14 protein-coding genes and 1 pseudogene are annotated in these 21520 nt (G+C 58.5%); 11 read left to right on the top strand and 4 right to left on the bottom strand.

Annotated elements, in window-relative coordinates; translation table 11 throughout:
- The first annotated feature begins 60 nt into the window (after positions 1–60).
- On the top strand, positions 61–2895 hold the full coding sequence (locus GRI69_RS14330; protein ID WP_160728955.1) for a M16 family metallopeptidase: 2835 nt from the start codon (positions 61–63) through the stop codon (positions 2893–2895).
- A 543-nt stretch (positions 2896–3438) separates the two neighbouring features.
- Here the strand turns inward: GRI69_RS14330 and GRI69_RS14325 are convergent.
- Both GRI69_RS14325 and GRI69_RS14320 read right to left on the bottom strand, forming a co-directional pair.
- On the bottom strand, positions 3439–3747 hold the full coding sequence (locus tag GRI69_RS14325; RefSeq protein WP_160728954.1) for a hypothetical protein: 309 nt from the start codon (positions 3745–3747) through the stop codon (positions 3439–3441).
- A 304-nt stretch (positions 3748–4051) separates the two neighbouring features.
- Positions 4052–4642 (bottom strand): exopolysaccharide biosynthesis protein, encoded by a 591-nt coding sequence (locus tag GRI69_RS14320; RefSeq protein WP_160728953.1) that lies wholly within the window; start codon positions 4640–4642, stop codon positions 4052–4054.
- A 398-nt stretch (positions 4643–5040) separates the two neighbouring features.
- Between GRI69_RS14320 and GRI69_RS14315 the strand changes: the two genes are divergently transcribed.
- From GRI69_RS14315 to GRI69_RS14275, 9 genes and pseudogenes are all read left to right on the top strand, one after another.
- Positions 5041–6018: a fatty acid desaturase gene (locus GRI69_RS14315; protein ID WP_337191080.1), complete on the top strand. Its 978-nt coding sequence runs from the start codon at positions 5041–5043 to the stop codon at positions 6016–6018.
- 371 nt (positions 6019–6389) lie between these two features.
- A pseudogene (locus GRI69_RS14310) lies at positions 6390–6934 on the top strand (CDP-alcohol phosphatidyltransferase family protein).
- Positions 6935–8406: 1472 nt separating this feature from the next.
- The gene (locus tag GRI69_RS14305) at positions 8407–9063 is read left to right on the top strand and encodes a hypothetical protein (protein WP_160728951.1); all 657 of its coding nucleotides are present in this window, start codon (positions 8407–8409) and stop codon (positions 9061–9063) included.
- Between the two features lie 209 nt (positions 9064–9272).
- Positions 9273–10025 carry a fimbrial biogenesis chaperone gene (locus tag GRI69_RS14300; RefSeq protein WP_160728950.1) on the top strand — a complete coding sequence of 251 codons (753 nt, stop codon included), beginning with the start codon at positions 9273–9275 and terminating at the stop codon, positions 10023–10025.
- On the top strand, positions 10022–12547 hold the full coding sequence (locus GRI69_RS14295) for a fimbria/pilus outer membrane usher protein (protein ID WP_160728949.1): 2526 nt from the start codon (positions 10022–10024) through the stop codon (positions 12545–12547). Before GRI69_RS14300 ends, GRI69_RS14295 begins: the two co-directional genes overlap by 4 nt.
- Before the next feature lie 136 nt (positions 12548–12683).
- Positions 12684–13463 (top strand): hypothetical protein, encoded by a 780-nt coding sequence (locus tag GRI69_RS14290; protein WP_237453137.1) that lies wholly within the window; start codon positions 12684–12686, stop codon positions 13461–13463.
- A gap of 883 nt (positions 13464–14346) precedes the next feature.
- Positions 14347–15438 (top strand): nitroreductase family protein, encoded by a 1092-nt coding sequence (locus GRI69_RS14285; RefSeq protein ID WP_160728947.1) that lies wholly within the window; start codon positions 14347–14349, stop codon positions 15436–15438.
- Positions 15439–15491: 53 nt separating this feature from the next.
- Positions 15492–16433, top strand: coding sequence for a lysylphosphatidylglycerol synthase domain-containing protein (locus GRI69_RS14280; RefSeq protein ID WP_160728946.1), 942 nt, complete (start codon positions 15492–15494; stop codon positions 16431–16433).
- Positions 16430–17650, top strand: a complete 1221-nt coding sequence (locus tag GRI69_RS14275) for a polysaccharide pyruvyl transferase family protein (RefSeq protein WP_160728945.1) — start codon at positions 16430–16432, stop codon at positions 17648–17650. Before GRI69_RS14280 ends, GRI69_RS14275 begins: the two co-directional genes overlap by 4 nt.
- Here GRI69_RS14275 and GRI69_RS14270 read toward each other — a convergent pair.
- Positions 17647–19332: an ArnT family glycosyltransferase gene (locus GRI69_RS14270; protein WP_160728944.1), complete on the bottom strand. Its 1686-nt coding sequence runs from the start codon at positions 19330–19332 to the stop codon at positions 17647–17649. The genes GRI69_RS14275 and GRI69_RS14270 overlap by 4 nt on opposite strands.
- Before the next feature lie 6 nt (positions 19333–19338).
- Positions 19339–20364: a glycosyltransferase family 2 protein gene (locus GRI69_RS14265; RefSeq protein ID WP_160728943.1), complete on the bottom strand. Its 1026-nt coding sequence runs from the start codon at positions 20362–20364 to the stop codon at positions 19339–19341.
- A 600-nt stretch (positions 20365–20964) separates the two neighbouring features.
- Between GRI69_RS14265 and GRI69_RS14260 the strand changes: the two genes are divergently transcribed.
- Positions 20965–21520 (top strand): cbb3-type cytochrome c oxidase subunit I (locus GRI69_RS14260; protein ID WP_202392050.1); only part of this gene is annotated, 556 nt, incomplete at its 3' end.

Here is a 21520-nt window from a genome sequence, read left to right as displayed (position 1 = left end):
TGCGCGGATCGGGGAACCGTCTAACCTTTTGCTTTAGGCTCTTTTGGGGAAAGCTTAATCATGCTCCACCGTTTTCTTGCCGCATCCACTGCCGCTATCGCTTTGGGTACCGCCATGCCGCTCTCCGCTCAGGATGGTGCCGATGTCACCGTCACGGCGCCCGAAATCGACTATACGACGTGGGAACTCAGCAACGGTTTGCGCGTGATCGCGATCAAGGACGATTCTACCGCCGATGTGACGACCTCCATGTGGTACGACGTCGGTTCGAAGCTCGATCCCGAAGGCCGCAGCGGGTTCGCGCACCTGTTCGAACATATTCTCAGTCGCAAGACCCTCAACATGCCGTACAATCAGATTTACGGCCTGACCGCCGATGTAGGCGGCACCCGTAACGCTTCGAACGGGCCCGACCGAACCAATTATTTCGAAACCGTTCCGGCCGAATATCTCGAGCGGATGCTGTGGACCCATCGTGAGCGGATGGCTTTCCCGGTGGTCGACGAGGAAGTGTTCAATCGCGAACGCGACGTGGTGAAGGAGGAGCTGCGCCAGCGTGTGCTCGCTCCGCCCTATGGTCGCTTCCAGCGCTTCGTCCTGCCCGAAAATGCCTACGACACGACCGCCTATCGCCGCCCAGGCATCGGATCGATTGAGGAACTCGACGCGGCAACGCTCGAAGATGCGCTGGCTTTTCATGAGGCCTATTACGGTCCCGATACCGCCACGCTGATCGTGGCCGGCAACTTCGAGATGGCCGATTTACGCGCGATGGTGGACGAATATTTCGCCGATATCCCACGCCGCGAGAACCCCATGCCGCTCGAACTGACGGCCGAAGAGCCGATGCGCACAGAACCGCGCACGATCGTGGCACGGGCGCCGAATGTTCCGCTGCCGGTCCGCGGCACCTTGTGGAAGGGTCCGAAAACCGCAACGCAAGACACAGCTGCGCTCGAAGTGCTTTCCGCGATCATGGCGCGCGGCGACAATAGCCGGCTCAACGAGGCGCTAGTGCGGACCGGCAAGGCGGTCGATGCCAGCTTCTTCTATAGTGATGGAGAAGAGGCCGGGATGATCGCCGGTTTTGCGATCACCAACCCCACGGCCGATGCCGCCGAGGTGAAGGCCATCCTCGATGCCGAGTTCGCCAAGATTCGCACGACCCCGGTGACCGCGGCCGAGTTACGCGAAGCCAAGAATGAGATACTCTCTGGCGCGCTGCGCAGCCGCGAGACTGCGCGCGGTCGCGCGTTTGAGCTGGGCGAGGCGCTGGTAGCGACCGGCGATCCCAAGGCCGCGGACAAGCGCCTGGAGGCAATCGCCGCAGTGACCGTGGAGGATGTGCAGCGTGCCGCCGCCGAATGGCTCGATCCGCAAGGCCGGGTTGATCTGGCCTATGAGGAGGGCGCGGAAAATCCGTCCGAATGGGCCAATCCGGCGCCTTTCCCGACCTTTCGCACGCTGCCCGAACCCACCCGAACACCGCTGGCCGTGCGTCCGGAGGCCGAGCGCGATCCGCTGCCCCAACCGGGGCTGAAGCCCAGTGTCGAAGCGCCCGCCATCGTGGAGCGGACGCTCGCCAACGGGATCGAGATCGTCGCTGCGCAAACGGGCGAAGTGCCCTTCGCCACGATGACCGTGCTGGTCCCCGGCGGGGCCAAATCGGACAGCCGCGCCAAAGCTGGCGTGGCGAACCTCGCCGCGTCGCTCGCCGACAAGGGTGCAGCCGGGATGGGCGCGCAGGATATCGCCGCCCGGCTCGAAAGCCTCGGCGCGAGCGTCGGCGCGACCGCCGGGACGGATGGCAGCTTTTTCAGCCTGACCGCGCCCGTCGCCAATATGGAAGAGGCCGGACGCATCCTCGCGACAATGATCCGCAGCGCCGATTATCCGGCCGACGAATTCGAACGCGAGCGCAAGCGCGAAATCGATGGCTTGGAGGTGGCTCTGAAGGATCCTGGCGCCTTGGCGCAGATGGTCTCACGCCCGGTCTTCTACGGTGAAGCACCTTACGGCTCGCAGCCGGGGGGTACGCAGCAAAGCCTTGCCGCGATCACGCGCCAGGACTTGCTCGAACACCGCCAAACGTACTGGCATCCGGCGCAGACCAAAGTCATTGTTAGCGGCGGGATTTCGGCCGACCGCGCGGTAGCGCTTGCCAATACGCTGTTCGGCGACTGGACCTCTTCCATGCCGGTTCCGCCGGCGATCACCAAACCTGCTGGTAAAACTGGGCCTGTCCGCACGGTCGTGATCGATCTGCCCGATGCCGGGCAGGCCGCGGTTTATGCGGGGATGCGCGCGCCCTCGCGTTCGAGCGAGGATTACGTCGCGCTCGAACTGGCGAACTCGATCCTGGGCGGCGGTTCCAGCGGCCGGTTGTTCGAGGAGGTCCGGACCAAGCGCTCGATCAGCTACGGCGCCGGCAGTGGCTTACCCGCGCGAGCGGACGAGGCCTATCTGATCGCCAGCTCGCAAACGCAGAACTCTACGGCCGACGAAGTGGTCCAGGTGTTCCTCGACGAGTTCGACCGGTTGGGCAGCGAGCCCTTCGCCGCCGATCTCGTGGACACCCGTCGGCTTTACCTAACAGGCGGTTACGGGCGCAGCCTCGAAACCTCGTCGGGTTTCAACAACATCGTTGCCGAGTTTCTGATGTACGGTCTCGAACCGAGCGAAGCCGCTCGATATGCGGCCGAACTCCAAGGGGTGACGCCCGAAGGGGCCAGCGCTGCGGCGGCTAAATATGTCTCGGCCGACATGGCAACGATCGTGGTGGTCGGCAACGCTGCGGAATTCATCGACGATCTGCGGGCCATTCGCCGCGACGTCGAGGTAATCCCAGCCGCGGAGCTCGACCTGTCGCGCGGCGATCTGGGTGCAGGAATGTAAATTCTCCCACGACCGGATGGATATAGCGAGCGCGGAAGAGGGGAGGGCTCCTCACAGGGTGCTCTCCCACTCCAGGCGTGTCGATGCTTTACAAGCTCGCAGGTTGACGCGGACCTAGATCCATTCAGCACAGCGCCAGCGCGTTTGAGCGAATGCTCCACTTCGAAGAGGCAGCCCCACCGTCTAGATTGGTGCGGGCGATGGAATGCGGAGGCAGGTACATTGATCTGCCTCCCAGATGTCGTCTCGTTCTCCCTGACAATGCTTGATAACACCAAGTGGCGGGCTCAGCCCACTTCCGCGAAAACCCTCCATGATTGGCTTCATCCGTGCCCGATCACCAATAGGGGCGCTGACCAATGCACGCGTCGATTGGTCCGGCGACCAGGCTGTCACCGAAGCGGCAGGTACGTTCGTTCGATTGACAGTTTGTGCGCTAGGAAGGGTTTAAGATGATCTCGAAGCGAGCTACGCGTTAACCCAGACCCGAACATTTGCGTTGAGGAGCTGCAAGCAGAGTGAGGGAGGTAGCTACAGGCCGTGCTAAGCCGCGACTCCTGGCGGCGCGGCTGCAATAATTTCCTGACGGGCTGTGTCTTGACGGGCCGGGTTTTGTCCGCCTTGCCAGATGGCGTCCAGCGTACTGCTCGGCCCACCCACGAGCCATACTCCCGTCTCGGCGACCAGTTCCAGCCGGCAGATCGTTCGGCCCTCATGGCAAAGCTCGGCCCAGGTTCCGCGCGTTTCTTTCTTGGCGATGTCGAGAGCCCCGGGGAGGGTTCTGGCTTCGAACTCAAGGCGCTTGATATCCCCCGGGCCGGGCGCGGCGTATCGAAGCTGGTAGGTAGCCATCAGACCCAGCCTCCGGCTTGCGGGCTGGCGGGATCACTATCATTCCCTCGGCCGGCCTTGGCTTTCGGTTCGGTGCTACTTCGAGAGTTTGCGTCTCGCGTCATCGGTTCGCTCTTAACATTTGTTGATCTAACGCGTTGTCTTCGCAGTCTTATTACGCTTTTGAGAAGCCGAAGTTCCCCGCCCCTTCCGGGCAACCCCCACGCGTCATAATGCAGTCTGTCGGGCGTTTGACGCCGGGGAACGCCTGCGAGGCATTCCAATGATAGGATCGACGAGCGTCTCGAGCCTCTTGAGTCATGGGCTAGGCGGCGAAGCCGAACTGCCAAATGGTCAGCGGAAGGATCAGTAGCAACCCGAATGAAACCAGCACCAACCCTCCATCGCGCGTTAGGAGGCCAGCGGCGAATAAGGCAATAACGGCGGAAGCGATCGACCCCGAGGTCGGGATCGCCTCAAGCAGCGGCATGGCTAGCGTGAGCGCAAGGATCAGGATCAAAGGGAGTAGTATCCACGGCCGGTGGAGGAGATGGGTAAATCTTGGCCGCAGAAAGCGTTCGATGAACTCAACAGGCTTTCGCAGCCAGCCAATTCCCTTGCACACCTTGTCTGTCGCCATACGACGCTTGGCAATGAAGCCCGGCAGCCAGACGCAATCCCGGCCGAGTATCATCTGAATCGTCAGGATGAAGACGAGAAACGCCACGGTCGCCGTGATCCCGGGGATGGCGCTGGCGGGCGAAGTCGAGATCAGGGCAAATATGAGCATTAAGGAAGCAAAAGACTTTCGGCCAAGGTGCTCAACGACCTCACCCACCTGTATGCTGTCACCGTTTGCTGCACTCTCGAGTTGATTTAGAACACCGCTCAGTGCGCGCGTTCGCTCGTGTGTCATGTGCTACTCCTCGCAGATCCAACAACCCGCCCCGGGCGCCGTTCCAAGCAGACCTGAGTAGTTGCAGGAGTACCCCTATCCGTTTTAATGCGTAAAAACCGCTCGGCCCATAGAGCGCGGGTTCGCGCGTTCAGTCTGTCGCGCGGGGTGCCCGGCAGGGTTACAGTTCGCGGTAGCTAACCAGGGATGGTCAATCGCCCGGCAAGTCAGCCTTTGGTATAAGGTCCAGTTCATACGCTGCGCCTAATACTGCAAAGTCTCTTTCGCCTGCAGCAGCAACGGTCCTGCAGAGCGCATCTAAATCCCCTTGAAAGCTTGCTATCTTGAACACTTGTGAATTGGCTGACGCAAAAGGCCTAGGCGAAACGCGCCCATTGTCTATCGACCCGCGAAAACTCGTGGCAGAGCTGAAGGGATTTGCAGCACCTAGCCCCAGCAGAAGCTTTGTCGAACTGGCGGTGACGCTCCTACCTTTTTGCGGCGCGGTCCTCATCATGTTGCTGGGGGTGGAAGCGGGCTACTATCTGACGCTCGCCGCCGCTCCGCTGGCGGGCCTGCTTTTGCTAAGGCTTTTCATCATCCAGCACGATTGCGGCCACGGTTCATTCTTTGCCTCGAGATCTGGAAACGACTGGACTGGCCGCGCCTTGGGCGCGCTGACGTTCACCCCCTATGATTGTTGGAAACGCTCGCACGCTCTGCACCACGCAGGTACCGGAAACCTCGATGCCCGCGGCTTCGGTGATGTCGACACATTGACGGTCCGCGAGTTCTTTGCCCGCAGCCGCATGCAGCGCCTCTTCTACCGGATTTACCGTCACCCGATCGTTCTGTTCGGAATAGGTCCCGCCTATCTTTTTCTCCTCCGTCACCGATTGCCGATCGGGCTGATGAACCAGGGTTCGAAATACTGGCTGAGTGCGATTGCCACTAGTGTAGCCACAGGCGTTTTGCTTGCTGCGCTAATCTACTTTTATGGGTTGCTCACGACCGTGCTTGTCGTTTTCCCGGTTCTCTTGATCGCTGCGTCTACTGGGGTGTGGTTATTCTACATCCAGCACCAGTTCGAAGACGCCCACTGGGATCGGAAAACCAACTGGTCGTTTCACGAGGCAGCTTTGTTTGGGAGTTCCCACCTCGATTTGCCCCAGCCGCTTCGCTGGTTCACAGGAAACATCGGCGTTCACCACGTACATCACCTTGCGAGCCGCGTCCCTTTTTACAGGCTCATGGAAGTAATGTCGGCGTATCCAGAACTACGGAACCTTAATCGCTTTAACGCCCTCCAGTCGATCAAACCGATATGGCTGAGCCTCTGGGACGAGGACGAGCGAAGGCTCGTCACATTTCGAGAAGCCCGGCTCAAATCCATCTAAGGCGGATATCTCAAAAGCGAGTATCGGTTACGGCAGGCAGATTGATCGATTGATGCAAGCCTCCTTTGTATGTCGCTGAGTGTTTGGGAGCTTTTGCTTCCGAGCATCAGGAGAGTTCACCTAGGGTCGCGGCTCCAAGTCGCCATGGTCGCAAGTTTCGTGTAGGCGCCATGCTTTCGCCTAGGTCTACCGGACCGCAATAGGATAAGGCTTTCGTGAGCGAGACCAAAACTTCCCTCCCGCCCATCAACCGAATCCAGGAGAATCTGGTCGCGCGGGTTGAGCGGCGCTTGCTGGACTGGATTTGCAAACGGCTGCCCGCGTGGGTCACTCCTGATATGATGACCTAGTTGGGTTTGGTTGGAGCGCTGATGGTCTTCCTCGGCTACCTTTTCAGCAACCTTGCTGAGCATTGGCTGTGGCTCGCGATCGCTGGATACGTAGTGCATTGGTTCGGCGACAGCACTGACGGCGGCCTCGCGCGATTTCGCAAGATCGACCACGCTACGGCTATTTCCTTGATCACAGCTGCGACGGATTGGCCACGACCCTGGTCGTGGTCGGCATCGGGTTAAGCCCTTATGTCACGCTCGAGGTCGCGCTATTCGCGCTGGCGGGTTATCTGCTTCTTTCTATTCACGCGTTTCTCTCGGTGCGCGTGCTGGGCGAACTCAAGCTATCCCATCTCAATGCAGGCCCCACCGAGCTTCGCATCATGCTTATCGGCCTGACGCTGGGGATGATAATCTTTGGCTATGATCCCGGAAACTTCGGACCAATTTCAGGCTTCGATATTTTTGTCGGAGTTGTAGCCGGGGTGCTTATCTTGGTCTTCGTCCTACAGACCGCAGCTACCTCGCAGCGGCTGGCCAAGGAAGAGCCTGCCCGCAATGATGAGTGGCGAAAGCGAGGTTAGGATCGCGAACGGGCGAGGGGAGTGGTGCGACGCCTAGAGGAGCGACAGCCTCGGGGACGTGGAGTACATTCGAAAGCCGGATGAGACGACGGCATAGACGGGCTTATTCGAATTCGCTCAAGTTTTCCCGGCACTCCGCCAGCTTAAGGAAGTCCCGGCGCACTTCGATTGCCTCGCGGGTGAAGAAGCCATGCTTGAGGGCGTTTTGGTTGCTCTTTGTTGCGCCAGATCCCTTGGTTTCAATGTAGGACGGGCATGATGGCCTACCGCCTGCGGTTGCTTGAGGTCGGTTTCAAATATTAGTCTATCGCTCCCGCCGCTCGAGGCCGCACCTGATCTCTGTTGAATTAGGAAGCCCAAGGGAGGTGACGATGTTCTCCATGTCCTAATGTTTTCCATGCCCTAATTATGAACTGATCTCCGGAGCGTTCAGATTGCACGTTTGCGCGACGATGGAACCGCGCGCGCAGAACGCTTTTTCTCAGTACGGCCTTCGCATGCAAGTCACTCTTAACAACTTAACAGCCCGGAGCTCCGAGCGATCAACGACCAAAGTTGGTTTTTCACCGGGCTCGAGCTGTACGAGGGCTCGGAGTGTCTCGTCAAAACGGAGCTTTGGTAGAGCCTTTCTGAGGGGAGAGGATCTTCTTATTGTCCCGCAGTGAGACACTATGGAAAACTGATTTTTAAGACTCGCAATGAAGTTATCAGGCTGTTAATCCATATTTAACGCTTGGATAACGAAGCGTTGACGTTTGGTCAGTTGTGTTAATGTTTGGGCAACCAGATCTTGACGTTTGGCCAACCGAGCGGTGAATAGAGGGGGGGCAGTTGGGTCGGCTTCATATTTTCGGTAGATTCGCTGCGTTTGCAGGAGCGGTATCAATTGGCCTCGCCAGTCCGGTATCGGCGTCGGGACCGAAAGGTGTAACTGACGCGTCCAGCCTTGAGGTCGCGCTGGTCGGTTCGATCACGAGCAAATGTAGTATCGGAGGGGGCGCGAACCTCGACCTCGGTAGTATTACTGGATCGGAAAGAGTCTCTGCTCCTTTCGACCTCAACTGCAATGTACCATTTGATTTGGTCGTTAGTTCAGGGGCCGGTGGCCTCGTACATAACCAGAAACCCAATGGTGAGGGGCCCTACGCAGGAACCGTCCCTTATTTTCTTGCCATAGAGATCCCCGCGAGCAGTCCTGCACCCAGGTTCTTGCGCGCAGAATTCAGAAGCTCGGAAATCGCTGCAGGCGGCGTCCTCTCGAGCGGCGAAGCGGTTGCCTTCGCGGGTGGGGATTTAATCTTTCAGACGGCTCTGCCGGAAAGCACAGAGTTATTGGCGGGCAAGTACTCAGAGGTAATATCTATAACCCTGCATCCGAAATTATAAAATAACCTCCGAGATAAATGGCCGGGGGAAAAATAAAAAGCGGGACGTAAGTTGTTGAATGTTAAACGTAATGGAAAGGTAATATTATGAAAAAGATCGCACTTATTGCAGCTATTGGTTTTGCTGCTGCCGGGACCGCCGCATCAGCCCAGACTACCCCGGCGAATGCCATCTACGTCAACGGAGCTAATCCGGGTAATGTCGGAACCGCTAATTCGTCGGAGACCGCTGATTTCGTGATCTCAGGCCAAGTCGATGAAGCTTGCGTTCTCGGCGCGGGCGGCGACCTTCGTGATGTCGACTTTGGCACGATCGGCATCTACGCAGATGCGACGAGCACGGTTGAGCAGGTATTCACTTCGGTCGGTACGGCCAACGGCCATACCCGGACCAACCTGGCTGGCTGCAATATCCAGAACACGATGACCATTACGAAGGCGAATGGTACCCAAGGTCTCGTCAATACTGCTGCGGCAACCGGCGGTTATGACGGCAACGTGTTTCAGCCAAACATCCCTTATTCGATCTCGGCTACTTACACGGCAGGTGCACCCGGAACCTTGGTTCCGCAGGCATCGATCAGCCAGTTCCAGGTGGATGCCACTGAGGCGAGCGACTTTAAGGCGAACGCTGCGTGGAAATCTCAGGCGGCCTTCCGTATCGACCTCACCGATCCGACCAAAGCACTCGTTGCAGGAAATTATTCGGACACAGTCGAGGTTGTCTTGGCTGCAGTAATCTAATCGAATAACTGGCTAAGGCGTCGGGGGGCACGTGGGCCTCCCGGCGCATTTTTGTTAACAGGTCGAACCTAATAACGATAGATTGACTGGTTCGAGCTGTACTTGAGGGAAGGGGTCCCATGACTTTAGCGAATCGCGTTTGGCGCCGTAAACCGTGGCGTCTCCTCGCAACGCTCTGTGCCAGCCTTGTATTGGCAGGGACACCGGCCATGGCAATGCGCGTCTCGCCGATGGTATCTGAACTGACCACCTCGGGTAGCGGAGCTGCCGCCCGTATCGAAGTTGGTAATGTCAGCAGCACATCCCTGCCTTTTGAAACCCGAATTACCCGGATTGAGTTCGACCAAGACGGCAAGCTGATTGAAGTGCCGGCAGATGAGGATTTCCTTGTCTTTCCTCCGCAAGGGCTGGTCCCTTCCTCGGGCCGCCAGATTGTGCGTGTCCAATGGGTGGGAAGACCTGATATTCCAACTTCTCAAGCCTATTATGTCTGGATCAAGCAGCTGCCGGTCGAGACAGATCCAACAGTGATCTCCGGTAGCGAGGCCACCGTCGATATAAATGTGCTTTATACCATGAAATCGATGGTGGTTGTGGCGCCTGCGGGCGCCAAGCCGGATGTCCAGATCGTGTCCCTTGAACCAAAGATGATTGCGCCGCCCCAATCTGAATTCGAAACGACGCCTGCAGAGGGCGTAACTGAGCCCGAAGCGGTACCTGGAATTAAAGTCGTCGTTTCGAACAATGGCACGCGATACGCGATGATGAGCGGCGCGACGTGGACTCTCACAGGAACCGGTGTCGACGGGCAGCCCTATGAACGCCTTTACGATCACGAGGAGGTTTCTCGTATCCTCGGAGTAGGATATTTGCCGCCTGCCGGTGGGACGAGGACGTTCGAAATCCCCACAGGGGTCGCAATTGACCCGGCTAAACCGATCGATCTCAGGTTCAGCAGATGAAACTTGCCGCCGCCGGGACGGTAGCGTTCGGCGTGGGCTTATTGGCGCCTGCACAAGTAGGTGCCTTTGCCGAGCCGAGTTCTACTGAAGCCGACCAGGCGAACACTCCGCTCGAAAATAGCGAAGCAGTGCGGCCGGATATTAACCCCTATGATCGGGATGTGGAAATCACTGCTCCGTTGCAGTTCAACCAACGCATTCTCGGTGAACTTCCTGTCCTCCTTACCAGCGATGATCGCTTCCAGATTGATAGCGATGCTTTTCTCGCGATCATTTCGCCACTCTTGACCCCCCAGGCGCACGAAGAACTTGCGCAGCTTATCGGTCAGCGTGATCGCTTTCTTCCCGAGGACGTCGCTTCAGAAGGAATTGTTCTCGATTACGACGCCGAGCAGCTCGCAGTGCTCGTTTTGAAGATTGCACCGGAAAAGCGATCCGTCGAGGAGCTCTATCGCACCAGCATTAGCGAAGAGCCCGGCAGTCCGCCTCTCCCCTTCAGCGCCTACGTAAATATCTCCTCGAGCCTTTCGCACCTTTCGCAGAGCGAGGGATTGGACAAGCCGGAATTTTTTTTCAATGGCGCTGCTCGTTATCGTAATTTCGTTTTCGAGACCGATGCCCAGCTACGCCGGGATTTCATTTCTGATGATTACCTTTTTGAACGCCGCTACGCGCGCGCCATTTACGACGAACCGGAGGACTACCGCCGCTGGTTTGCAGGCGATATAGATCCGGAAGTTAGGGGGCGGCAGGGCTTTTTCCGGTTGGGCGGTGTCGGCGTGGTGCGTCAAAAGCGCCGGTTCGACGCTTTTCGTCAGAATGTCTTTTCGGGAGGACGCCAACTGGTGCTGCAGGAGCAGTCCGTCGTCAGAGTGTTACGCAACGGGTTACTCCAACGCGAATTTACTCTCGATGCCGGACAATACGACATTTCGAATTTGCCGCTGGATACAGGTAGCAACAATATCTTGATCGACGTGCAAGGCCTGTCGGGCGGGCGTCAGTCTTACAATTACGAAGCATACCTCGACACGATTGATCTCGAGCCGGGCGACCATGAATACGGGGCCTATATTGGACTGTTGGACGACGCGGGATTTTCTGATCCGGATTATTCGGACCGCACACCGGTGTTCACCGGATTCTATCGCAAGGCCTTTATGAATCGCCCTGCAATCGGGATCGGTTTGCAATTATCGCAGGATGTGCAAAATGCCAGCGGGCAGACACAGTTTTTGCTCGCAAACAGCGCTCGATTGCGCCTCGATGGCGGTCTGAGCCGAACCGACACGGGTCTCGGTTATGCCGCGACTATCGGCTATGACCAAGTTCTTGGCGGCGCCGACGGCTATGATACTCTTACCTTTGTTCTCGATTACGCATCGGCAAGATATTCAACGGTTGGCCGGATCGATGATCTGAACCCCATTTCATGGTCATTGAACGCCGGATACTCTAAGCGCTTGGGGCCAGAACTTTTTGTCACTACGAGTGCGGCTTATCGTAGAAGCAGAAGCCCGACGCTAAACGACGCCTATTCGCTCTCGTCGATAGCCAATCACAGGATAAGTCGGGCTTGGTCCATCCAAATCGGGGCCAACTACGTCAAGAGTGGTTTCATCGGAGGCGGCCGCAGCGACGGATTCGGGATTTTCGCAGGTCTCATCTGGCAACCTAGTTACGATCGCCGAGCTGAGGCGCGATACGATAGTGCGCGCAAATACGGCAGCCTTCGTTACCAGAAATCGGTAAGCAATCTTGCCAACTCTCTCGGATACTCGTTTTCCAGCAATTACAACGACGGCGACGTATCCTTGGGCGGTCAGATGGACTACGTCGCCAACCGCTTTGATGCCAGCGTGTCACATACTGCGTTCGGGAACGGCTTTGACTCCATCGGTGACAGCCAGATTACGACCCTTCGGGTTAGCACTGCGCTCGCCTACGCGGGCGGCAAATTCGCGGTCGGGCGCAGAATAAACGATAGTTTCGCGCTCGTGCACCCACACGATTCCCTCGATGAGCGACCTGCCATCGTGGGAGATACTCTCGAGGGGGGACGCTTTCTCAGCAAGAGCGGCGCGCTGGGCCCTGCCGTCCACAACAACCTGACTTCTTATGTCAATCAGTCGGTTCGCTATGACATCATCGATCCCCCGATAGGATATGATATAGGTGAAGGAGTCGAGCGGGTGCGACCGGCCTATAAAAGCGGATATGTAATTGAGGTCGGGACGGCGGAGTTCGTCAGCGCGCTCGGCACATTGGTAACGGCGAATGGTGAACCACTGGCTCTAGTCAGCGGAATTCTTCGCAGAAGCGCTCAGCCTGAAAGCCGAGGCGAAGCATTTTTCACTAACACCGTTGGTCGGTTCGCGATGATGAATCTCGAACCCGGCGTCGAATACGTCGTGAATTTCAATTACGGCGGGCCTCAATCATTCACGTTCCGCGTGCCTGAAGACAATAAAGGCCTCCTCGATCTCGGGGTTCTGCGGGTGTCTACGAGCGGAAGGAATTGAGATGTTTCCCAGAAGGTATCATCATGCCATGCGTACGATGCGCTGGGCATTCGCAATCGGTCTAGGGGCACTCCTACCTTCGGCGGTCCACGCTGGCTGCGAATTGGTTGTCGAACCGAACCGAGAGCAGGTGATCTTGCAGTTCGAACCCTTCGAAGAGACGGCTGTACGCGAAAGGATTGAGGTCCGGTTCATCAATCGCGGCGATGCTCCGTGTGTGGGCGAGCTTTCCACCGCGCTTTCTGGAGAAGCCTTTGGACTTGGGACGATCAGCGGCGGACCTGTACTCCAGTATCAACTGATTGACGAGCGTCAGCGAGTTGACATTACGCCGAGAACTGGCGTGTCGCGGTCCAGGCTCACTAGTGGGGGCATCAATCTGGCACCTGGAGAACAAACGCTTGAGTTGATCACCTTCGCTGTCCTCCCGGCGAGCGAAACGAGCGAAGGCACCTATACCCAGAACGTCGAACTGGTCGTTCTTGATCACAATGGCCTTGCGCTGGGAAGCCGTACGATCTCGGTCGGCATTGAAATTAAGCCTTCGACGATGATTGGCGTGAAGGGCGCTCTGTCTCGAAGTGGTTCACAGGTTAGGGTAAACTTGGGTGAGCTCGAGCAGGGCAATAGAACGACGCCCTTGTTCGTGTATATTCTTTCAACGACCAGTTACCGGGTCGCGGTTGCATCGAGAAACAACGGGCGTCTCAAGCACGAGAGTGCTCAGTGGTATGTGCCCTATGGTCTCACGATGGGTCAGTACACGATTGATTTGGACGGACCGGAATCGTTTGAGATTCTCTCGCGAACGCCCAGGAAAGACGACTACCCATTGACTTTCGAGATTGGCGAAACGGAAAACAAGCGTGCCGGAACCTATACCGACACCGTCACATTCACAGTCTCTCCAATTTGACTAGAAGGGCTGGATCGTGAAGGTCAAAAAAAGGGGAGTTTCCAAGTTGAGCACTTCGAGTTTGTAGCCAACTTGCTGAATCCTTGGACCGTACTCCCGGTTGACCTCGTAATTTGCCTGACCTGACAACTCGAACATACGGTCTCCATAAACAAGGCGTGCAGTTTCTCCTGCGATAAGGGGTCTATGGTCGACGGCAACAGCGTATCCGGTGGGACTATTACATCCTTCGCGAACTAGACCGCGAGACTCGTTAGACCGCTCAGCGTGTATCGCCTGATCGGCCCAGCATGTAGCGGGGACATTTGCCGCAACGCGGAACGAGCCAGCAGCCTCTTGGGCAGCGACCGATGTTCCTATTGTCATGCAAACCGCGCCCAACAAGACGCGAATGCTCGAGGCTAGAGCTTTCATACGCACATCCACTGCAACTCAATCTGACAGCATGATCGGCGAGAATGGTTAATATTTCGGGTTCAGGCTCCAGCTTGAATGTCTTATTCGTCTGAAATATTCGCGACCTGAGGGGCTAGCTCAGGCTGGTGCCCATCTGTCGGCCGATATCAGACCATGGATTCAAAGAGTGCATCAAGGCGTTTTGCTGCGATGTAACCCCTGGTATTCCTCCAGCGGGGATTAGAGCCGACATCGGTGCGAATGCGAGTTCCCTTGCGCGATAACACCCACTGTGGGGCGAGAGACATTCCGCGAGAAAGTCACCTGTCGGGCGAGGGGGGACTGAGAACTGCGCAACATTGGCGCTATTGGGGCGAGTAGTGTGCTGCTAGGCCTGCGGCGGTGTTACACAAAAACCGAAAAGTAGGGATTTCTAGATTACAAACGCTGCATTGCCGAATTGGAGCGCGATGAAGGGGCCGCCGACTTGCTTGTTCAGCTGAAACGTATCGCCAAGAGCCTGCTTGCGATCGGATGGATCCGCGCGCTGTTCGATACGGTGCAGCGAGCCATTCTCGAGGTCGCCGGGGCCAATCGGCTGTTGGCGCATGCCTACCACGCACTCAATCCGTTCGCTTTCAACCGCGAACAGGCCGCGGTCGCGCGCGGCGCTCGCAATTATTACCGCAACACAGGCACTGAGCGGCAGAGCCATGTCGAGCTGCGCCGCAATGTCCACCGGATCGAAAAGGGCCTTACCATGATCCCTCGTCGCGACGTGTTCGCCGCGGATTTCATAGCCGAAACGATTGGGTACTACGAAGTCGCTGTGCGACAGGCATTCGCTGCCCCGGGCAGCCTCGACGAACTGGAATTGCAGTGGGCACACGACGTGCTTGAGGCTTATTTCGAGGCCTGCACGGCGGCGCACCCGGTCATCGCCAAGGCGCGCACGGGTTTTCAAAACCTTCCCTGGGACCGCGGCAACCAGGGGCTTGCGCCCACGCCCAAGTCAGTGCGCGGCAACAGCCTTTTGGCGGTGGAGCAATTCGAGGAGCTTGCACGTCAGCGTCGCTCGGTACGTTTCTTCGACCAGCGTCCCGTGCCGCGCGAACTGATCGACCGAGCGCTCGCCATCGGGGCACAGGCCCCCACGGCGTGCAATCGCATGCCCTATGAGTTTCGCGTGTTCGACGATGGGGAAATGGTCCGCAAGGTCGCTGCGCTACCGTTCGGCGCGGCGGGCTATAACCATCAAATCCCTGCCTTGGCGGTGGTGATCGGAAAGCTGGAGAGCTATTTCAGCCCGCGCGACCGTCATGCGATTTACGTCGATTCAAGCCTCGCCGCGATGTCGTTTATGTTCGCGCTAGAGACGCAGGGCCTCTCGAGTAGCGTCATCAACTGGCCAGATTTCGAGCCGCTCGAGGCGAAGATGCAGAAACTGCTCGGGCTCGATCTTAGTCAGCGCGTGGTAATGCTCATCGCGCTCGGCTATGCCGATCCGGCAACGCTCGTGCCCTACTCGCAGAAGAAAGGGCTCGATACGTTTCGCAGCTTCAATCGACTGGCTGGATGATGGAGGCATTTACGCGACTTCCTCCTGGCACGAAGCGCGCTCTGCGCTGGCTGATGTTCGCGCTGCTGATCACAGGGTTAGCAATCGGCTTTTCGGGCATGTTCGAGACCGCATGGCACGATCTAAAGGGGCGCACCGTGCCGCTCTCGTCGAATCTTGTGATCGCTTGGCTGATTTTTGGTATCGCGGTGTTCGTCTCGGGCTTGCTGTGGGGGCGGTTGCTGGGTGACCTTGAGCAGCGCTCGATGCCGCCCCTCGAGGCAGGTGCGGCGCACTGCGTCGCGTGGCTGTTAAAATACATCCCGGGCCAAGTCGGTGCGCTCGTCTATAAGATTGCCTGGGGAAGAACACGCGGAATTTCGGCCACCAATGTGACGCTGAGTTTTGTTTACGAGAACATCTTCCTGCAGCTCGCCTCCCTCGTGCCGGGGCTGCTGATCCTGTCGGCGCACGAAAATCTGGCGGTTGGAGCCTGGGGCGATGGCCGACGCACGCTGCTCGTCGCAGGAACAGCAGCTTTCGCCATGCTGCTGGCAGCAGTCCTACTTGGCCCGGCGCTGCGGTTCGGTATTGCGCGCCTTGAGAAGTACTGGGGCAAGAAAGGCGAACCGCTGCGCCTTCTGCGCCTTTCTGGGAGCCTGCGCCATGGCCTTTGGTTTGTTGCGCCGCGCTTGCTCAACGGAGCGGGTTTCGTGCTAATCGTCGCCGCGGTCGCGCCAGTGACGCCGGGCGACTGGGCCGTACTGGGTGCGATCTACGTGGTGGCGGGCGCAATTGGAATTCTCGCCGTATTCGTGCCGAGCGGCCTTGGCGTGCGCGAGGGCGTGATCGTTGTACTTGCAAGTCCGATAATCGGCACAAGTGATGCAATTTTCGCTGCGATCCTGGCCCGCTTGATCGCGACCGCCGCCGATGCGTTGGTGGCGTTGGCGGCCGCGCTTGCCCTATGGCAACGGCCGGGAGAGTTCTCTTCTTCACAACGGGACGCAGCATGACACAGCATATCGTGATTGTCGGATCGGCTCTGTCGGGCAACAAGGGTGCTGCATCGATGCTAGAGGCTGCGTTAGCGGGGCTGGTCGAACGGATGCCCGAGGCGCGATTCACCCTGCTCTCGATGTATCCCAGGGAGGATGCCGCGCTCAATTCCTATTCCACGCTTGAAGTGGTCGATGCGCGACCGCTAACTTTGGGCGTGACCATCAATTTCTGCGCGCTTGCCTATGCAATGTTTCCTCCGCTCAGACCGCTGCTTCGCTGCCAACCCGCTATCGCAGCGCTGGCCCGGGCCGATGTGTTGCTCGACCAAGGCGGGATCACCTTTGCAGACGGGCGCGAGAAATTCCTGCTCTACAACATCGCCTCGATTCTGCCTGCCCTCCTGATGGGCGTGCCGGTGTTCAAATGTGCGCAGGCGATGGGGCCGTTTGCAAACCCGATCAATCGCGCCGCCGCGCTTGCCTTACTCCCGCGCGCCAGGTGCATTATTACGCGCGGGGCGATCACGCATGGCCATGTCCAAGGGCTGGGGCTGGCCAACTTCGAGGCGGGCGCGGACCTTGCCTTCACGCTTGACCATTCGGCTGCGAGAGCTCCGAAAGAGTTGGCGCTGCCCCCAGGCGAGGGTGCATTGGTGGGCCTGGCGCCATCGGTGGTGATGCAGAAGAAGATCGAAGCGATGGGCCGCGATTACGTGCGTGAGACGGCTGCCTTTGCCGATTACTGCGTGGCGCGTGGGCTACGGGTCGTGCTGATCCCGCATTCGGCGCGTACCGGCACCGACAAAACGCACAACAACGATCTGCCCCTGTGCCGCGCGGTCTATGCCGCTATGACCGGTGCGACCTGCACTGCGAGCGCTTTTTTCGATCGGGAAGTCGATGCACGTTCCCTGCGCAGATTGATCGCGACATGCGATGTTTTCGTCACCAGCCGCTTCCACGCAATGGTCTCGGGCCTTGCGACCGCGACGCCCACGTTAGTGATCGGCTGGAGCCACAAATACGAGGAGGTGCTCGAGATGTTCGGGATGCAGCGGTGGGCGCTGGCGCATGCGGATTATTCGCCGCAGCGACTCGAGGCGCGCTTCGAGGAATTGCTGGTCGAGCGCGCGTCGGTGGCGAGACAACTCGCAGCGAAGCTGCCCGAAGTGCGCGCGAGGGCGGCGGTGCAACTCGATCGGATTGCGCAGATCGTAGGAAGCGAGGCCTAGAAGTCAGTCCAATAAGGCCGCGGCGGCGGCGGCTCATCCGGCAGTTTCAAATTGTCGCCGAAGAGCAGTCCGACCGAGTCTTTGTCCCGGTTCACAAGATCTGCCACTCCGCGGTCCAGCGTCAGCGTGTCGCCGTCTGAATAGACCATTCCGTTGACAGTCATGTCGCCTTGTACCGTGTACAGACCTGGCACCCTAACCCGCCACTGGCGCGCCTCCCCGTGTTCCAATTCGACACCCGCGACCCAGAACGGCCCCCAGACTGGGCGATAGGTGTCACGGATCGCGGCGACATCATCCTTCAGCATCGAGTTTGTTGCCGAATTGTCGTAGAGCGTTCCCGACATCGTCGGGTTCCACTGGGGTTCCAGCGCCGCGACGAGGGGGACCGGCTTCAAGTCCATCACCTCTTCGAAGCTTGGGAAGACTCCGCGTCTATAATCGAACACGCCCCAGCTCGACATGAAGAAGTTGGCCTTCTTGTGGTCCGGCAGAAAGCCTGGAAAATCAAAATAGTGGACCGGCTCGGGAAACATCGTGTTGACGGCGGCCTGCAGCTGGCGCTGGCGATCAACATAATACTGCTCTTCGCCCTGCCAGATCAAGCAGCCCCACAGGGCAAAGATCACAGCGATCGGCGCTGCACCGTAGCGCTCGCTGGCGAGCTTGATCGCGGCCACAGTTGCGACACAAACCGGAGGCAGGATAAAGGCGTGGAAGTAGGGAAAAAGGTTGCGGTAAAACACTAGCGCGACAATCGGCAGCATCAGCCCTGCCAACGCAAGAACTTCAGCGCGCTCACGATGGAACTGGCGCGAAAGTGCGCTGATGCTGAACAGTATCAGCGCGAAAGTGGGCAGTGCGAAGAGCGCTCCGCGCGTGGTGAAGTGGATGAAGGGCGAAATCCCGAACATTGCTCCGCCCGCGCGAGAGACGATCCGTTCTGCGGGCTCGGGTTCGGCGAGGCCGCTTCTGTGCAGCACGAACAGAACGCCCGCGAACAGAACCGTCAGCAGCAGCGCCCCGGCGATACGCAGCGCGGGGCTGGCCGAATAGCCCCTGTCGGCCCAGCGCAGCCAGGCGATCCCGGCAAAAGCGGGGAGATAGAGAACCATCTTAATGCTCACGAGCGCCGCCATCGCAAGCAGCAGGGCTGTGCCCAATAGCCAGAACCAGCGCAGGCTGGAGCGGGCAAGGATCGCCAGCGCGCTCATGTTGAGGAACGCGACGATCGGATCAAATCGGAACGAGGTGCCGTGCTGAAGCACATACCCGCACGCCAGATATGCCAGCGCGCACAGCCAGGCCGCTGGCGCCTCGGCAAAGCGGCGAGCCGTCAGGTAGATCGCGCCCGTCGTGCCCAGCAAGCAGGCAAACATTACCAGTCTTGCACGTAGGATCTGATCGACGCCCAGTAGATCAAGATTGGTCAGCCAGTGAAACAGCCGGACATGCAGCGTCTGCAGTGGCAAACTCAGTTCGCCGCGCGCGAAATCGTGAACGCGCGAGAGGAAGTGAAACTCGTCCCAGTTGATCGTGCGGGTTAGAGCGAGCGAAAAATGAAGACTTAGCAGCAGGACTAGACATGCGAGCGGTACATGACTGGAGCGCAGCCACTGCTGCCGATCCTCCGTTGCCTGATAGGCGTCTGCGACCGTTTCGAAACCGGTCCGAGCGTCCATCGCGGATTACGCCGAATTACGGAAACGTGACGAGTGCGGGCGAGCAGCGGGCTTTTCGGAAGCGTTTTCTCGCGTGCTTTCCCTTAAGTCAAGCTTCTCTTCCAGCTTGCGCAGCTTGAGCAGGGTCGCTTCGAGCAGCTTGCGATTGGTCGCGATCAGATCGGCAAGGATGCCCAGCGTCACGGTTAGCACGCCCACTGTAAGCAGGGCGGCGCCCAGAACGAGCGATTGGACATGCCCGCTGCCTTCCCCCTGCAGCGCGAACCAAAGGAACCGTCCGATCGGAAAAAGCCCGATCAGCGCTGCGAGCGAGCCCAAGCCCACGAACACGCGCAGCGCGTTGAATGTGGTGTAGGCGCGAATGATCGTAACGCCAGTCTGTTGGATGAAGCGCGGAATCGACTTGAATAGCCGCGAAGGGCGCGTCGCTGAATGGGTGCGAACCGGGACCGAGGTGATTGCTAAGCGCTTGCGCCCCGCCTGGATCAGCATGTCGGTGGTATAGCTAAATTCCGTCGTGATGTTGATGCGTTGCGCAGCTTCGCGACTAATCGCGCGGAAGCCCGAGACGGCATCGGTGATGTCGGTTGCAGAAAGCATGCGCACGACATAGCTGCCGATCTGCTGGAGGAGGCGTTTGCCGCGGCCGAAATGTTCGTTGCGTGCCACAGAGCGATCGCCGATACAGATATCCGCCTCGCCCGCCACCACGGGGGCGACGATCTTGGCGATGTCGGCGCCTTCGTATTGGCCATCGGCATCGGTGTTGACGATGATGTCCGCACCTTCAGCCAAGCAGCGCTCGAGCCCCGAGCGGAACGCGTCGGCGAGGCCCCTGTTGCGGCGGTGGCGCACAATGTGCTGCACTCCCCATCGGCGCGCTACCCCGGATGTATCATCGGTGCTGCCATCGTCGATGACGCAATACTCGACGACGTCGATCCCTGGAACGCTGCGCGGCAGTTTGGCGAGGGTATCAGGGAGGACCGCAGCCTCGTTGAGGCAGGGTATCTGGATAATTAGTTTCGTCATGATGTTGTCAATCGCCCCTGTCTGGCCCTCGCACTCTCGCCGATCAGCGCCGGATTTACAGTGAGGCGTTTAAGTAATCGTAAACTCTGTTTCTTTGCAAAGGGCTAGAATCAGGAGGCGGGCTGTTCCAGCGGCGGCAGCTTGAAAGAGAGGTTTCCCACATGGACTGTGGTGATCGGGCGCTCCGCTATGCAGCCCAGTCCGACGTGGGGATTGCAGCCATAAGCCTACTGGTTCCCCTAGCTTATCTGTGTGCGGGCAATGCCATCCGGCAAAGCCTCAAGCTCGAAATCGCGAACGGCAGGCAGCTATGGGTATTTGCCGGCCTCATAGGTCTGTCTCTGCTAATGATCCCAGCGGGAGCACCCATTTTCTGTCAACGTATCCCCTTCCAGCTCGCCGGCGTTTACATCTTTTGCGAGGCAATCCGGATCCAGATGCGGCAGCGCTACCGAAGCCTGATCGACAACGCGCTATTGCTTCTCTGTTTCTGTTCGATGATCGCCGTTGCGATCCGCGCTCCAATGTTTCCTCTTCTGCTCGGCGAACCAACCCCGTTCCAGGTGATGAACGTCGATATATTCGAAAGCATTTTCATCAATGCGCTTTCCTGCGGAAAAGCGCCCAGACAGCGAGGTCGAGGAACTGACCGAAATATGGAAGGCACCGAAGGGTTGGGCCCGGCTGACCGCGGTAAACAACAATTACGTCGGCTTCTGGTATGTCGTCACTGCTTTTGGTTTCTTCCTTGCAGCGGGCGTCCTCGCTCTCGGCATGCGCGTGCAGCTCGCTGCTCCGATGCAGGATTTTCTCGGCGTCGACACCTACAACCAGTTTTTTACGATGCACGGAACGGTGATGATGTTCCTGTTCGCTGTGCCGATGGTAGAAGCGATAGGAATCATGCTGCTGCCCCAGATGCTGGCCGCGCGTGACCTACCATTCCCTCGCCTTTCGGCCTTTGCCTTCTGGGCCTATTTCGTTGGCGGGACGATGTTCTTTCTCTCCCTGTTCGTCGGTCTCGCGCCCGATGGCGGGTGGTTCATGTATCCCCCGCTTACCAGCATCGCGTTCAGCCCCGGCATAAATACCGATTTCTGGTTGCTCGGAATTGGTTTCATCGAGATTTCAGCCATCGCGGGAGCGATAGAGATCA

Origin of the sequence: Qipengyuania vulgaris (assembly GCF_009827325.1) — a bacterium.
GTDB classification, from domain to species: Bacteria; Pseudomonadota; Alphaproteobacteria; order Sphingomonadales; family Sphingomonadaceae; genus Qipengyuania; species Qipengyuania vulgaris.
This window is presented reverse-complemented; position numbering and strand designations above follow the sequence as displayed.